The organism is Pyramidobacter piscolens W5455 (assembly GCF_000177335.1).
GTDB lineage: Bacteria > Synergistota > Synergistia > Synergistales > Dethiosulfovibrionaceae > Pyramidobacter > Pyramidobacter piscolens.
In genome coordinates, this window is sequence record NZ_ADFP01000082.1 from 14,622 (window position 1) to 28,783 (window position 14,162).

12 protein-coding genes, 2 tRNA genes and 1 pseudogene are annotated in these 14,162 nt (G+C 50.1%); 11 read left to right on the forward strand and 4 right to left on the reverse strand.

Annotated features, from left to right (window positions below):
* The first annotated feature begins 32 nt into the window (after positions 1 to 32).
* The 3 genes and pseudogenes from sdaAA (HMPREF7215_RS07280) to HMPREF7215_RS13625 form a co-directional block, all read left to right on the forward strand.
* Complete coding sequence (sdaAA, locus tag HMPREF7215_RS07280; protein WP_009165131.1) at positions 33 to 1,637, forward strand: L-serine ammonia-lyase, iron-sulfur-dependent, subunit alpha; 1,605 nt, start codon at positions 33 to 35, stop codon at positions 1,635 to 1,637.
* Positions 1,638 to 1,744: 107 nt separating this feature from the next.
* Positions 1,745 to 3,349: an L-serine ammonia-lyase, iron-sulfur-dependent, subunit alpha gene (gene sdaAA, locus HMPREF7215_RS07285; RefSeq protein ID WP_009165132.1), complete on the forward strand. Its 1,605-nt coding sequence runs from the start codon at positions 1,745 to 1,747 to the stop codon at positions 3,347 to 3,349.
* 467 nt (positions 3,350 to 3,816) lie between these two features.
* Positions 3,817 to 4,032: pseudogene (locus HMPREF7215_RS13625) on the forward strand (transposase); the annotation flags it as partial.
* A 367-nt stretch (positions 4,033 to 4,399) separates the two neighbouring features.
* On the opposite strand, the gene HMPREF7215_RS07290 reads toward HMPREF7215_RS13625, so the two are convergent.
* Positions 4,400 to 5,284 carry a MurR/RpiR family transcriptional regulator gene (locus HMPREF7215_RS07290; RefSeq protein ID WP_040550857.1) on the reverse strand — a complete coding sequence of 295 codons (885 nt, stop codon included), beginning with the start codon at positions 5,282 to 5,284 and terminating at the stop codon, positions 4,400 to 4,402.
* A 221-nt stretch (positions 5,285 to 5,505) separates the two neighbouring features.
* Between HMPREF7215_RS07290 and HMPREF7215_RS07295 the strand changes: the two genes are divergently transcribed.
* The 7 genes from HMPREF7215_RS07295 to HMPREF7215_RS07315 all read left to right on the forward strand — a co-directional run bounded on the left by HMPREF7215_RS07295 (position 5,506) and on the right by HMPREF7215_RS07315 (position 12,436).
* Positions 5,506 to 6,534, forward strand: coding sequence for an ornithine cyclodeaminase family protein (locus HMPREF7215_RS07295; protein ID WP_009165136.1), 1,029 nt, complete (start codon positions 5,506 to 5,508; stop codon positions 6,532 to 6,534).
* A gap of 244 nt (positions 6,535 to 6,778) precedes the next feature.
* Positions 6,779 to 8,161: a sodium/glutamate symporter gene (locus HMPREF7215_RS07300; RefSeq protein ID WP_009165137.1), complete on the forward strand. Its 1,383-nt coding sequence runs from the start codon at positions 6,779 to 6,781 to the stop codon at positions 8,159 to 8,161.
* A gap of 28 nt (positions 8,162 to 8,189) precedes the next feature.
* Positions 8,190 to 9,281 carry an NAD/NADP-dependent octopine/nopaline dehydrogenase family protein gene (locus HMPREF7215_RS07305; protein ID WP_009165138.1) on the forward strand — a complete coding sequence of 364 codons (1,092 nt, stop codon included), beginning with the start codon at positions 8,190 to 8,192 and terminating at the stop codon, positions 9,279 to 9,281.
* 415 nt (positions 9,282 to 9,696) lie between these two features.
* Positions 9,697 to 10,047 (forward strand): transposase, encoded by a 351-nt coding sequence (locus HMPREF7215_RS12845; protein WP_198004578.1) that lies wholly within the window; start codon positions 9,697 to 9,699, stop codon positions 10,045 to 10,047.
* 86 nt (positions 10,048 to 10,133) lie between these two features.
* A complete protein-coding gene (locus HMPREF7215_RS13925) occupies positions 10,134 to 10,910 on the forward strand; it encodes a sodium:solute symporter family transporter (RefSeq protein ID WP_083798294.1) in 777 nt (258 codons plus the stop codon).
* Entirely contained in the window at positions 10,882 to 11,547 is a 666-nt protein-coding gene (locus HMPREF7215_RS13930) for a sodium:solute symporter family transporter (protein ID WP_269621703.1), read from the forward strand. Before HMPREF7215_RS13925 ends, HMPREF7215_RS13930 begins: the two co-directional genes overlap by 29 nt.
* Before the next feature lie 19 nt (positions 11,548 to 11,566).
* Positions 11,567 to 12,436: a nitrilase-related carbon-nitrogen hydrolase gene (locus tag HMPREF7215_RS07315; protein WP_040550858.1), complete on the forward strand. Its 870-nt coding sequence runs from the start codon at positions 11,567 to 11,569 to the stop codon at positions 12,434 to 12,436.
* Positions 12,437 to 12,546: 110 nt separating this feature from the next.
* Here the strand turns inward: HMPREF7215_RS07315 and HMPREF7215_RS07320 are convergent, their stop codons facing one another.
* From HMPREF7215_RS07320 to HMPREF7215_RS07330, 3 genes are all read right to left on the reverse strand, one after another.
* Positions 12,547 to 13,431 (reverse strand): YitT family protein, encoded by an 885-nt coding sequence (locus HMPREF7215_RS07320; RefSeq protein WP_009165143.1) that lies wholly within the window; start codon positions 13,429 to 13,431, stop codon positions 12,547 to 12,549.
* 194 nt (positions 13,432 to 13,625) lie between these two features.
* A tRNA-Gly gene (locus HMPREF7215_RS07325) sits at positions 13,626 to 13,700 on the reverse strand.
* Between the two features lie 8 nt (positions 13,701 to 13,708).
* Positions 13,709 to 13,785, reverse strand: a tRNA-Asp gene (locus tag HMPREF7215_RS07330).
* A 177-nt stretch (positions 13,786 to 13,962) separates the two neighbouring features.
* Here HMPREF7215_RS07330 and HMPREF7215_RS13285 point away from each other — a divergent pair.
* Entirely contained in the window at positions 13,963 to 14,154 is a 192-nt protein-coding gene (locus tag HMPREF7215_RS13285) for a hypothetical protein (protein ID WP_156797482.1), read from the forward strand.
* Positions 14,155 to 14,162: the final 8 nt, after the last annotated feature.

Below are 14,162 nucleotides of genomic sequence, written 5' to 3' on the forward strand. Positions count from 1 at the left end.
CAGCTCGTTTAAGTCATTTTGGAGGAATATCCATGCCTGATTGCAGCATTTGCGGCGCGTGCATCAACAGTGATCGCGGCGGTGCAGACCGACTGCCAAGCCTTTTCGATTCCATTGGACCTGTCATGACCGGTTCGTCCAGCTCCGCCACAGCGGGCGTCCTGCGTATCGGGCGCATGGGACGATTGCTGATCGGAGGCGATCCGGACGCGATCGATCTGTATTTCTACGGCGCGCTCTCGACAACGTACAAAGGCCATGCGAGCGACGGCGCGGTTGTTGCTGGTCTGCTCGGTGAGCTCGAAGACTCCGGCCTGATTGGGAAGATGCTCAGGATTGCCGCCGAACGCGGCATTCCGGTTCACGATCATGTCGACCCCGAATCGACGCGCAACTCGATGACCGTCGACATGGCGCTTGTGCGGAACGGCGTCCATTACCGCATCTCCGGCGTGTCCATAGGCGGCGGCGAGATCGAGATGCAGGAGGTGGACGGCTGGCCCGTCCTGCTCCATGGTTTTGAAGACGGCGCGCTGTTCCTTGCGGACCACTGTTTCAGCCAAAGCGAAGTCGAAGCGTTCCTCAGCCGTTCCGTCCAGTCCGTGACGGCCACAGAGTACGACGGTAAAGCATTCCACACCGTCCTGACCGAGACGGCCCTGACAGAGCCGCAGATAAACGCCCTTCGCGACGCGTCGATCCGCGTTTACCCTCTGCGCAACCTGTGGGATTTTAAACTGAAAGACCCGGTTCCTCTGTTCGACACCTTCGCCAGCTGGCTCGCCCTTGCTGAGAAGACGTCAGCCCCCTCTGCCGCGGAGGAGTATGAAGAGCGCCGGAGCGGCGTGAGCCGCGAGTGGGTGCGCAAAAAGACGCTGACCGCCTGGAATGCCATGAAGGCGGCAGTCGAGAACGGCCTCGCTGGTCATAACCGTCTGCTGGGCGGCCTGACTCCTGGCGACGACGGCGCGAGGCTCAAGAATCTCGTTGACGCGCATCAGAATCTTTCCGGCCCTGTCGTGGGTACAGCAATCGCACGTGCGCTTGCTGTCATGGAGAGTAACGGTTCCATGCGTCAGGTCGTCGCCTGTCCGACGGCAGGCTCCTGCGGTATCATGCCCGGCTGCTTGATGACCGCGGCAGAAAAGCTTGGTTCGAGCGACGACCAGATTATCGACGCTCTCCTGTCCGGCGCAATGACCGGCGTCCTTGTCGCAAAACGCGCTCCCGTTTCCGGTGCCCTTGGCGGGTGCCAGTCCGAGATCGGCGTTTCGTCCGCCATGGCAGCAGCCGCACTGGCTCAGCTGGCCGGCGGATCGGCAAAGCAGGTCCAGGAGGCGTATGCTCTCGCGCTGAAAAATGTCCTTGGGCTCGTGTGCGATCCGGTCGCCGGTCCTGTCGAAGTGCCGTGCATCAAGCGCAACGCTATCGGCGTCGCGAATGCGTTCGCCGCGGCCGACATGGCCCTTGCCGGCATTGAGAGCATCATCCCGCCTGACGAGGTCCTTGACGCCCTGATCAACACACAACAGTATCTGCCCCGTGAGCTTCGCGGCATGATGAGCGGCGGCCTGTGCGCGACGAAAAAAGCTCACGAGCTCAAAGACTGGTGGTACAAAAAGCTCGCGACGATGTAGCGGAGCCAGGCGATTGAAATTTACGATCGAAATTCAGCGTGAAACAGAAAACGTTTTCAACATACGACCGCCCCGCGCGGTTTATTACAAAATATGGAGGAATACATATGAGCATCTGTACCCAGTGTGGTATGTGCACGAACAGCGGCGGCAATACCGACCGTCTTCCGAGCCTTTTTGACTCCATCGGCCCGATCATGACGGGGCCGTCCAGCTCGCATACGGCAGGCATGGTGCGTATCGGGCGCATGTGCCGCCAATTGATTGGCGGCGCACCGGACACGATCGACCTTTACTTCTACGGCGCGCTCTCGATGACGTACAAGGGGCACGCCAGTGACTCCGGCGTCGTTGCGGGCCTGCTGGGCCAGCTTGAGGATTCTCCGGGAATCAAAACGGCGCTCCAGACAGCCAAGGCGCAAGGGATCCCTGTCGTCGTCCATCGTTACCCAGACGACACAAGCCACAGCCCGGCAACTGTCGACACCGAACTGACCCGGAACGGGGAGCGTTATCGGATTGTCGGCCTGACGATCGGCGGCGGCGAAATCCAGATGAGCGAGGTCGACGGTTTTCCTGTCGAACTCTATGGCAGCGAGGACGGCGTTTTGTTCTCCACCTCCAAAGCCTACACCGCTGCCGAGCTCTCTTCCGCTGTCGGAGCGACCTTCCAGTCCTGCGTGTCGACCGTGAATGACGGCGTCTATTTCCACACGGCGATCTCGGACAGGTCCCTGAGCGAGGACGCCATGGCGAAGCTGAAGCTCCTTGCTTCAAAGGTCTATCCTCTGGCCGGCTTGTGGGACTTCAAGCTTGTCAACGCTGAACCGCTCGTGAATAGCTTCGATGAGCTTCTTGCCCGCGCAAAGGCTTCCTCGATCCCCGCGGTGGCCGAGGAATTTGAGGCGAAGCGCAGCGGCGTCACGCGCGAGTGGATTCGCAAAAAGACGCTCGAGGCATGGAAAACCATGAAGGCGTCCGTCGTCGCCGGCCTTGGCAAAAACAACCTTGTGGCCGGCTTCATGCCCGGCGACGACGGTGCGAAGCTCATGAAGCTTGTGAACAAAGGCAAAAATCTCTCAGGCCCCATCGTCGGCACGGCTGTCGCGCGCGCGATCGGCGTCATGGAGGCCAACGGCAGCATGTGCTGTGTCTGCGCTTCGCCAACGGCGGGTTCGTGCGGCGTCATTCCCGGCTGCCTCCTGACCTCTGCCGAGCAGCTCCACTCCAGCGAGGACCAAATCATTGACGCCCTGCTCGTCGCGGCCATGACGGGCGTGCTCATCGCCAAGCGCGCGCCGGTATCGGGCGCTCTTGGCGGTTGTCAGTCTGAAATCGGCGTCGCCAGCGCGATGGCTGCGGCAGGCCTTGTCCAACTTGCCGGAGGAACCCCTTTGCAGTGTTGTGAGGCAATGGCGCTTGCCCTCAAGAACATCCTGGGGCTTATCTGTGACCCCGTAGCAGGACCTGTCGAAATTCCCTGTATCAAGCGTAACGCGATTGGAGTTGGGAATGCCTACGTTGCAGCCGATATGGCACTTGCTGGCATCAGGAGTGTCATTCCATCGGACGAAGTCGTGGATGCCCTGATCAACACACAGCAGCTTCTGCCTCGCGAGCTTCGGGGCACTCTGGTTGGCGGACTTGCCTCGACGAAGACTGCGCGTCAGCTGAAGGACGTATGGTATAAGCGCATGGAAGAGATGGGGTAACAAAAATTGTCTCAATAATACTGTGCTTTGTTTAAAAACAACGTGATTTGTACTCCTTCAACAAAACAACAATGGCGGCAAGATGAAGTTGAAAGCTCGCTGAAGCTGCATGGGCGGCTCTGAAATTCTTCTTGACCGGTGGTTTTCGCAGAATTAAAGAGGCTGTCTCCAAACTGCAGAACTGTCTTTAAAGACGAAGGATACTATTTCGTTCCGTTTACATGCAGTGCCTTAACACTGGATAAATTTCATCGAAGAATAGCAAAGGGCCGCCTTAATTGGCTTTTGAGACGGCCTCTTGCTGTGCGGGAAGCGACAGGAGGAACTATCCGTAAAATTTGCGGTTGAAAAAAATCGAGCTCACTCTTGATGCTGCATGGGGTTGTCTTCGTTTCCCTTGTAAAAGTCGGGACTTCAGGCAGTGGTCTCCCGAACAGATCAGCGCCAGTCTGGGCGGAGCGAAACTCTATTATCCAAAACCGCACCGGCCATGGCAGCGGGGTACGAACGAAAACACCAACGGATTGTTACGGGAATGTTTTCCCAAGAAGAAAGACGTTACGGATATACCTGATGGGGTTATCCAGATGTATGTCAGACGCTTGAACTCTCGACCTCGTAAATGTCTTCACTGGAAATTTCCTTACGAAGTTTTCTACTCTGCCTCGTTGCGCTTGGTTTGATTATTCGCCTTCTAAAGGTCGGGAAGAAAGCCGTCGAGGATCAGGACTACGCCGTCACCGAGATCGAATAAAAGTTTTTACCGATACGAGATACGACAAAGCCCAGGTTGGATCGTGCCGAACGTTTAGTTCGCCGCGATCCAACCTGGGCTTTGTTAATTTTCCGGTCATCTTAAAGGGGTCATCGCTATGGAAGCATATGATGCGCTGGATGGATCAATCATCATGAATTAGGGAGCCGCTGAGTAAATCAGCGACTCCCTAGAGAATGTGTGTGTTGGAGTTTCCTTTTGACGGGAGATTTTTCTTCTTTACAACGTTCAGATTCCATTCAATATGTCTGGACGTTTATATCGAATTCTCAGGCTTACGGCTCGTAAAAAGTTTCGTAGTCAGAATAAAACTGTTCAAGTTGACTTAAAGATTTTACGTAGTTTTTGTAATGTGAAATACCATAAGCAAAAATTGAGTTGAGGAGCGACATGCAGCCTACATAGGACGCTACGTAATTCTGTGTTCGTGTCGAACATGTAAAAACTAAATCTGCATAAACGTATGACGGTGAAAGCTTGTCATCCGTCACTAAAACGATAGGAATTTTTCTGTCATGCAGCGTTTTGAGCATCTTGACCACGTCTTTTGAATAGCGATTGAATGAAAAAGCCATAACTAAATCGTCAGAATGAACCGTAAGCATTTTGTCGATATAATCGCCAATTCCGGGCGTAATCGGAAAAACCGTAAGTCCTTGCATACGCAACAATAAACTTGTGTAGGTTGCAAAGATTGCCGAGGTTCGGAATCCCATCGTATAGATAATATGAGCTTTTTCAGCTAGGTGAAAAAATTTCTTTATATTTTCTTGATTAATCGGGTTATTCATTGTCCTGTGAATATTCTCGATATCTAGTCTTGTTACTTCATCCAAAACGCTCTGTTGGTGTGCCTCGGTGAAATTATCGTCGTTGATATTGTAGTGACTAATCAAAGTTTGCTGAATATGATCCCGCATTGCCTGTTTGAACTCCGAAAATGCGGAATACTGCATTTCAGTGCAAAACTTTATCACCGATGTCACGCTTACGCCGGCAGCTGTCGCTACATCAGTAATCGTACAAAAAGGAATATCACTGTAATGCTCCATGATGTAAGTTGCAACTTTTCTCACTGCGGGAGAAAAAGCAGATTGTCTCTTTTGAATTTTTTCCAAGAAATTTTGCATTACAGCCCCACCTCGATTTATGTCCATCATAACAAATTTCCGCTTGAATCACATCATGAATATCTCAGAAGATGAAGATCTCAAGGTTTTCAACAAAGTTTTTTCCATTCAGTCGAAAAATCTTTGTCCATGTATACAAAATAATTTTATTTTTTTGTTGCAAGAAAAAATTTTTATGCTAATATTGAATTACATCGTACGATGCTGCAGGGACAGTTCGGCAAATTTTATTCCAAAAGGAGCGCGACGCAATGAGTACTTCGCATCTCGAAATTCTATTTCTGAACAATAAGGAGGTCAATTCTCTAGCGGGCAATTCTATGCCGGATGTTATTCACGATATCGAACGAGTTCTCTCGATGCTTGACAAGGGAGAAGCGATCAATGCCGGTAAAATCGTTCTTCATTGGGGAAAAACCATCGAAGAAGAAAACATTTACGGGCGCATCAATGCCATGCCAGGTTTTGTCGGCGGCGAATACAACATGGCTGGCATTAAATGGATTGGCAGCAATCCCAACAACTACAAACAAGGACTGCCACGTGCAACCGTAACCGTGATTCTGAACGATCCAATATCGAAAGTGCCGGTATGTATTTCTGACGCGACTACGGTCAGCGCCAAGCGTACTGGCGCCGTTGCCGGATTGGCGATGAAGTACCTCGCGGTGCAAAACGCACAAACAATGACGATATTCGGTGCGGGAGCACAGTCGCGTACGCAGCTCGAAGCCGCTATGGTCGTTCGTCCGTCCATCAAGGAAGTTTATATTACTGACATCGTATTTGAACGCGCCGAAAGCTACGCCGCGGAAATGACCGCAAAGTATCCCGGTCTTAAAGTTACGGCAGTTCAAGACGCTTCCGGTGCCTGCAGGAAGAGCGATATTATCAGCACCGTAACTATTGCGACAGAGCCCGTTGTGCAGGCGGAATGGATTAAAAAAGGCGCTCTCATGATCAATAATGCTGATTATGAATACACATATGACTGCGTCAGGCTGGCCGACAAGGTTTTCGTTGATACGTGGGAAACTATCAAACATCGTATGATTAGCACTGTAGCGCTGATGTGGCGAGATGGTCTGTTTAAGGATGAACAGATCACGGCTGAGCTTGGTGAGATCATCAACGGTAAAAAGAAAGGGCGTGAGAATGACGAAGAAACAATCTACTTTAACGCCGTCGGTATGGGGGTTGAAGATATTGCAGTAGTTTCCCGTGCCTACCATAAAGCAGTGGAAAAAGGCATAGGAACCAAGGTTCCTTATTGGGTGTAGGCTGCTTGTCAATTTCCCCTTACAAATAAAATAGGTCCTTTAATATCGCTCAGGATATTAAAAGAATGAGGCCGCTGCAAGTGAAAGAATGAGGTTTTGCATAGAAATAGTTCTGTTCTCTCTCTAAGCGGCCTTTTATTTAGGAGCATTTTATAAGTAAATATACGATGATATTGGTTTTTTATAGGTGCAAAGTGACATAAAAATTGTATTTTTGCCGTATTTCAGGAAAGGAGCTCAAAACATGTTCCCTTTGGAAAAAATTACGAGCGGCACTATTAATAATCTGCTCCTATATATCAGTATTGTTGGTCTGTTACTTGTCGTTGCCAGTCTTATCCGACTCAAAGTACATTTTTTACGCAAAGCCTTTATTCCTGCTTCGCTACTGGCTGGAGTTATTGGTTTGGCTTTAGGCCCCTACGCGCTAAAAATTATCCCTGCTGCAATGATGACATCTATTGGTGCTTTACCAAGCCCAATGATCACGATTGTATTCTCTTGTATGTTGCTGGGGGTGAAAAAAGAGAAGACGGGAGAATATGCGCTGCATGACAGCGTCACGGGGCTTCTTTGGCTATGGTCGAATAGTTTTATGCAGGTGGGCGTCACCGCACTGTTGTGTGTCGTTTTGTTTACTCCGTTTTTTGGTGTTAACCCGCTGTTTGGCTCCCTGTTTGAGATCGGCTTTGCTGGCGGACATGGAACGGCGGGTGGCATGGCCTCGCTTTTCGAAGATCCTAAGTTGCTTAACTGGATTGATGGTGCATCCTTGGCACCTACCGTAGCTACGATCGGCCTTCTTATCGGTATTTTCGGCGGTATGGGGGCTATCAACTATGGAGTTCGTAAGAGATACACAAAAGTTCTGACTGGGCCAACAAGCGGCGGAGACTCGCGGGAGATCTATCCTGAAGGTAATCGCGAGGCAAGTGCCAAGATGACGGTCAGCCAAGATGTTGTTGAACCTTTTGCCCTTCATTTAGGCGTTATTGGTATCGCTGTTATTATTGGGCGCCTGATCGTGTGGAGTTTTGGCGCCATATTCAAGTACAAGGGATTGCCGCTTTTCCCTTTTGCCATGATTGGCGGGTGGTTGATCAACATTGTCATTCAGCATACGTCACTCCACGATCTTTTTGATCGTGCCACTTTTCAGCGTATCCAAGGCATGGCCCTTGAAATTCTGATCGTCGCAGCGATGGCTTCTATCAAGATTCCAGTTGTGGTCGAATATTGGATGCCGCTACTGATTGCTACTGTCATTATTACAGTCTTCATGTATTTCTGGCTGTTCTGGCTGAGCCCGCGCGTTTTTTCCCATTGTTGGTTTGAGCAGGGCATCATTCGGTTCGGTGCATTTACTGGAGTAGCTGCCGTTGGCTATATGCTGCTTCGTACGTCCGATCCTAAGATGGAGACGGATGCTGGAACCATTTATGCTCTTGGGTGTCCTCTCATGAGCCCTTTCATCGGCGGGGGGCTAGTGACGACAATGTATCCGTACTTTATCAAAAACTTTGGCGCGTTGGTGGCAGGGTTGGTTCTCTGTACGGCCTCAATTGCCCTGATCGTTGTGATGCGTTTGTTCTTCTGGAATAGGACCATCCAAAAACAACAGCGATAAGTCTATTTTATGCGAGAGGAAGCTTTTTATGGAAACGAGTGTTGCAGTTATTGGTGCAGGGAATGGCGGAACGGCAATCGCCGCATACCTTTCCAGCCAAGGCGTAAAAGTAAATCTATGTGACCTTTTTCCACAGTACATTGCCGGCATTCAACAAGCAAATGGCGTTAATCTAACCGTGAACGGGCGAACATCACACTGTCAACTGAATTTAGTGACGACTGATATTCCTCTTGCCATTCAGGATATTCATTTGATCATGGTTGTCACACCTTCTTTTACTCATCGGTTGATTGCAGAAGCTTGTTTCAATGCGTTGGAAGAGGGACAGACTGTTGTCTTGAATCCTGGACGTACTGGCGGAGCTGTTGATTTTCTCAATGTAATCCGTAGCCGGGGCTGCAAGGCTGACGTTACCATTGCGGAGGCACAGACACTGATCTATGCCTGTCGTAAGACGGGGCCCTCGTCTGTGGAAATCAGCGGTATAAAGAAAAAGATCCTTCTGGGAGCTCTTCCGGCAAACCGTACGGAACAGGTATTGGCAATGCTCAGGCCTTTTTATCCACAGTTCGTGGCAGCGAAGAACTGTCTGGAGACAAGTCTTTCTAACATTGGTGCGCTTTTCCATCCAACTCCGCTGTTGCTGAATATCGGTAGGGTTGAGAGTGAAACTGGTGGTTTTCGTTATTACCTTGATGGGATTTCCCCTTCCGTGACTGTTCTTGTCAAAGAGATTGACAATGAACGTATGGCCGTTGCCGCTGCTTATGGTGTGAGCGTCCTCAGTGCAGAAGAATGGCTGGTTGAATCGTATGATACTCATGGAGAGGATTTGTATCATTTGATTCAGAATAATGCCGCCTACAGCACAATCAAGGCACCAAAGACAATTGATGCCCGTTATATTACTGAGGATGTACCAATGAGCCTTGTGCCAATCTCCGAGCTGGGGCGTAAAGCGGGCGTTGCCACGCCCAATATCGACGCTGTTATCCAGCTGACAAGCGCAATCTATAAACGAGATTTCCGAGCGAGCGGTCGCTGTTTAAAGAATCTTAGCCTTGACAGTATGGAGAGAGAACAAATCATTCATTATTTTGAGACTGGCAGCCGTTGATCTGAATTGGTGTTAATAACTATTTCTTAATTGAAACGCTGAATAGCAATAGCGCTCCGAGGGAGATCCACAAAGCGAATTGCACGGACTGCGCAGCCGGCGAGACAGGCCCGAGCGACTGGACTCCCTTGGAGTGCTTCAGGACTGTCGTTAAACTATTCTATTAAGAATCAGTATTAGAATCCATGCTCGCTCTGATTACTGGTATGAGAATAACTGACCTTTCTCCATCGTACATGCCCCTATTATGGCCAGCACGGAGATATCCTCCCTTGTCATTGAACCGGAGCGTTCTAGACGTGTTAACCACTTTATGAATCTCGGCATCGATCCTTTCCACACCGTCAAATGAGCCATGGGCACCCTGGATTAGGTTAAGCACGAGACATGAAGCGCAGCTTACGCCGAGACTCTGTTGGCTGCACAGACTCATCCCAGAGATAAGGAATGCCTGACGAATGGCGATACGAAAGCTTGGCTTGTTGCGGCGACAAGAGGACGGGCGGAGAAAATCGAAAATGTAGCCTACACTCTTGACAAGGCACCAGAACATCAGCTGGAAAAGCAGCAGATCTGGATCGCGACAATTGCTGAGAATAGCAGCCATCTCTGTCGCGCATACCGTATGAAAGAAACGCTTCGACGGCTTCTAAAAATCGAAGACACCAACGAGGTAGAAGCAGATCTGAAAAGGTGGCTTTTGTGGACGGGCTACAGCAAAAATCCGGCTTTCAAAAAACTGTATCAGAAGGTCAAGTGCCACTAAAAGTATATAGTCTTTATTATTTTAGGGGCTAGAACAGCTGCTTTGGCATGACCGGATGTTCATAATATAATTTAGGAGGCGTTAATATGAAATCTGTGGTTATTGTTTTTGCGATTCTTGCTACGCTTCTATTAACCTATGGATTGAGCATGCTGATGACAAGAAAGGGCAGAAAAAAGAGTGTTAGTGTAGATGATTGGGAAGTCGGCGGCCGCGAGCTTCCTCTGTATGTCGTTGTAGGTACACAATTTGCTACAGCAATGGGAGGTGGAATTCTAGTCGGACAAGTTGGCAATGGATTCAGTAACGGATATTCAGTGATGCTTTACGGCATTCTGTGCCAGTTGTCTTTTGTTATTCTTATGTTCGTCGCTAAATGGTTGCGCGAACATAAGTTTGCGACTGTTCCCGAAATTTTACTGCACTATTCAGGTCCTAGCAAAACTGTGAGGATTCTGGCTGGCTTGATGACTATCGTTGTTCCATTTGGCTGGTGCTGTTCAAATTTAACAGCATTTGCAAAATTATATACGACAATTACAGGTATCCCCTTAAATATCTTGATTTGCGCTATGGCTGTCCTGTGTGTATTTTTTGTATTGCCTAGCGGACTTAAAACAGTAGCATGGACGGATTTTGTCTTTGGTTGTCTGATGTTTATCATCGGTACAACGATAGCAATTGCAACAGCGAGAATGGCTGGCGGCATGTCACATGTGATGAGGACAGTTCCTCAGGATATTGTACAGTTCCCGAGCTCATTATTCAGTGTCGGTTTATCTACGAGTATTTTATGGATTTTTTTCACTCACTCCTGGTGGACTGACAAATCAGATGTATTATCAGCGTATCCTTGCTTGTAAAGAAACGAACAAGGTTATTAAAAGTCTAGCTATTTCTGCTTTCTGTGCACTGTTAGCCTATGTTTGGGCTATTGTCGTTGGACTGAGTGTTCGTTCCATGAACCCTGGACTTGAACGGGAAATGGCAACGGGATGGTTGATGAACGAATTACCTCTATGGGCGGTTGCGGTCTTTTCTGGATTGGTTGTATGCACGATTCTTTCCACAATCAGTTCTGGTATCCAATCGGTAGTTGTTAATTTGAATCGTGATATTTACCGTGTGCTGAATCCTCGAGTCTCGGAGAAATCCGCTGTACAGATAAACCGCGTTCTCTCTGTGATCGTGCTGGCGGCAGCGGCTTTGATTGCTATGTATTTTCCCCAGGTACTCAACCTCCTCGTGTTGACCTATTCGTATTCGGCTGCCGGGCTTGTTTGCCCGATCTTCCTCAGCTATATGCTACGCCATAAGGGAATTATCACAAAGAATGGGCTCATCGCCGGCATGATCCTTGGTGTTGGAGTCTGTGCCTATTCTATGCACTTTAAGTCGGTCATTCCTTATGTGATCTGGGGTTGCCTTGCTTCTGGCGTGGCGATGATTGTTTTCAGTAAATTGGACAAGAAGAATCCCGCTTATCTGGAAGAAAAATAAGAGCGGAGGGATGATAATTATGAACGGTCAGTCGCCAGCAAGAATAGCTTGTGTACAGATGGATGTTGTACAGGGAAATGTGGGACAGAATCTTGATACCGCCCAGCGAATGATCGAGCAAGCCTGTCAAAATGGGGCCAATCTGCTTGTTCTGCCTGAAATGTATAATACCGGTTGCGTGTTTGACAGGCGTTCCGACGTGTTTGCGCTTGCGGAAGCGGTGCCGAATGGAAGAAGCTCTCGGATGCTGGAGAATATAGCTCGTAAACATGGCATTTATATTGTCGCCTCATTGGTGGAGAAGGAAGAAAACGATCTCTTTAATACTGCAATATTAGTGGGACCTGACGGTTTTGTAGGCAAATATCGCAAGCTTCATCCCTGCGAAGATGAAGTCTATTGGGTTGAACCGGGAAATCTCGGTCTGCCAGTGTTTCATACACGTATAGGTCGCATTGGTGTAATTATTTGTCTTGATGCATATTACCCAGAGACGTTTCGCATACTTGCATTGCAGGGCGCAGACATTGTCTGTGTCCCATCCAACTGGAGTGACGTCAAGGAAACACGCGCTTTACCGGATCCTTATTGGACAATGGCTCCTGTACTGTGCATGGCGAATGCTCTCTCCAACCACATCATTGTTGCTGGCACGAACCGCGTGGGACAAACAGGAAAGATGAAATTCCCCGGACAGAGTATTATTGTCGGACCATGGGGAAATCCAATTGCGGGGCCCGGGCTCATGAAAGAAGGAGTTATCTACGCTGACGTTGATCTGTGTGACAGTAGGCGCAAATATTTCCATCCGACAAACAGCCGTCTCGCGAACCGTCGGATTGACGTGTACAGTTATGACCTAGGTTATCGTCCTGAAAAATATATGTAGCGGAAGCATCGTTGATTAACAAAATATTATTCAAGGAGACCTCGAATAACTCTTTTTATCGGACGGCATAAAGCATTCATCAGTTTTATGACACATGCTATTTGGCTCAGTTATTCTTCCCACTTCTGGAACCCCTTGCCCAGCACTTCCGAGGCGACGGAAAGGCGCAGGAAGGCGTTGGGGTCGTGTTCTTTGAGGAACAGCTTGAGCAGGATCTCCTGGCGCGGGGCGAGCAGGGTGATCAGCACGTGACGGGGGGCGGCGTTGAAGCCGCCGCGGGCGTCGAAGATCGTCACGCCGCGGTGCAGCGTGTAGACGATGTAGTTGCGCACCAGTTCCGCTTCGCTGGTGATGATCATGGCTTCCTTGCGCGAGGAAAAGGCCCGCAGGTCGCCGTTCATGACCAGCGACGTGATGTAGGACAGCAGCAGTCCGTAGACGACGTTCTCGACCGAGACGACCCAGAAGAACAGCAGTATCACGGCGAAGTTCAGCAGCATCGAAATGTTGCCTAGCTCCACGCCCGTTTTGCGCCGTACCGCGACGCACACGATGTCGATGCCGCCGGTGGAGCCTCCGCCTGAAAACACCGTCGCCAGCGCAATGCCGTGCAGCACGGCCGCGACGACGACCAGCAGCATACGGTCGGCGATGACCGGCGCGGGGAAACGCGCAAAAAATTCCATGCCCAGCGACATCAGAACGGTAGAGTAGAGCGTCCAGTAGAAGAAGCGCTTGGGGAGCATCTTGTAAGCGAAAAGGAAAAGCGCGAAGTTGAACACGGCGTTGCTGAGCCCCAGCGGAATGTCACTGAGGTAGTTGAGGAACAGGCAAACGCCCATGACGCCCGTGTTGGGCAGCATTGCCGGTTTGATGAAGAAAACGGTGCCGACGCAGTAGAGCAGGGTGCCGACAGTGGTGACGAAAAAAGTCCGCAGTTCCTCTTTCAGCGCTTCGGGGGTGACGCGCAGACGCGCTGCGATGTTTTCAAGCATGGATCGATCCGCTCCTTATCATGATGTTCATTTTGCCGCGATCTCGCTTATCATACCTGATAAAACCTTAAAAGAGAATTCCCAGCGTCGGAAAGTCCGGCGAGACGTATAGTTTCCTTACGGAACAAACGGCCGCTCCCGACGAAAAATACGAAAAAACCCCGCCGTGCAGACGGCAGGGCTTTCATTCTTAATGGAGCGGAAGACGGGATTTGAACCCGCGACCCCAACCTTGGCAAGGTTGTGCTCTACCCCTGAGCTACTTCCGCGTGGAGAATGGCGGGGCTGAAGAGACTCGAACTCTCGACCTTCGGCGTGACAGGCCGACGCTCTAACCGACTGAGCTACAACCCCATCCACGAACGCGACACGTAATATACCAGACTTGGATTCCTTTGTCAAAGGGCAATTTAAAGCTCTGTCTTTTATCAACCGTTCTTCCTGTGACCATAAGCCTGAGTCTTGTAGATTTTGCGATTGGGCCATTTTAAACAGTGAAAGAACAATATATAATGAAAAATGCCACACAGAATGGCGCAGCTCGCAAAGGGGCATGGACTGGGGATGGTCGCCGCGGGTTCCAACGCCGTCGAGCTGAGCGGCGGCGACGGCTACCGGCCCCGCGTGGAAGAGCGCATCTTCCTCATCGACCGCACCGAGTACCTGATCCCCGCCGACGACGAAGCGGCCGAAAAGGGGCGCTTGAGACGGCGGCTGGTATAGCATCGCAT

Coding starts and splice junctions, on each gene's coding strand:
- HMPREF7215_RS13925 (WP_083798294.1), top strand. CDS start 10,134: ATGAAATCTGTGGTTATTGTTTTTGCGATTCTTGCTACGCTTCTATTA.
- HMPREF7215_RS07290 (WP_040550857.1), bottom strand. CDS start 5,284: ATGATGGACATAAATCGAGGTGGGGCTGTAATGCAAAATTTCTTGGAA.
- sdaAA (WP_009165131.1), top strand. CDS start 33: ATGCCTGATTGCAGCATTTGCGGCGCGTGCATCAACAGTGATCGCGGC.
- HMPREF7215_RS07295 (WP_009165136.1), top strand. CDS start 5,506: ATGAGTACTTCGCATCTCGAAATTCTATTTCTGAACAATAAGGAGGTC.
- sdaAA (WP_009165132.1), top strand. CDS start 1,745: ATGAGCATCTGTACCCAGTGTGGTATGTGCACGAACAGCGGCGGCAAT.
- HMPREF7215_RS13930 (WP_269621703.1), top strand. CDS start 10,882: ATGTATTATCAGCGTATCCTTGCTTGTAAAGAAACGAACAAGGTTATT.
- HMPREF7215_RS07305 (WP_009165138.1), top strand. CDS start 8,190: ATGGAAACGAGTGTTGCAGTTATTGGTGCAGGGAATGGCGGAACGGCA.
- HMPREF7215_RS13285 (WP_156797482.1), top strand. CDS start 13,963: ATGGCGCAGCTCGCAAAGGGGCATGGACTGGGGATGGTCGCCGCGGGT.
- HMPREF7215_RS07315 (WP_040550858.1), top strand. CDS start 11,567: ATGAACGGTCAGTCGCCAGCAAGAATAGCTTGTGTACAGATGGATGTT.
- HMPREF7215_RS07320 (WP_009165143.1), bottom strand. CDS start 13,431: ATGCTTGAAAACATCGCAGCGCGTCTGCGCGTCACCCCCGAAGCGCTG.
- HMPREF7215_RS07300 (WP_009165137.1), top strand. CDS start 6,779: ATGTTCCCTTTGGAAAAAATTACGAGCGGCACTATTAATAATCTGCTC.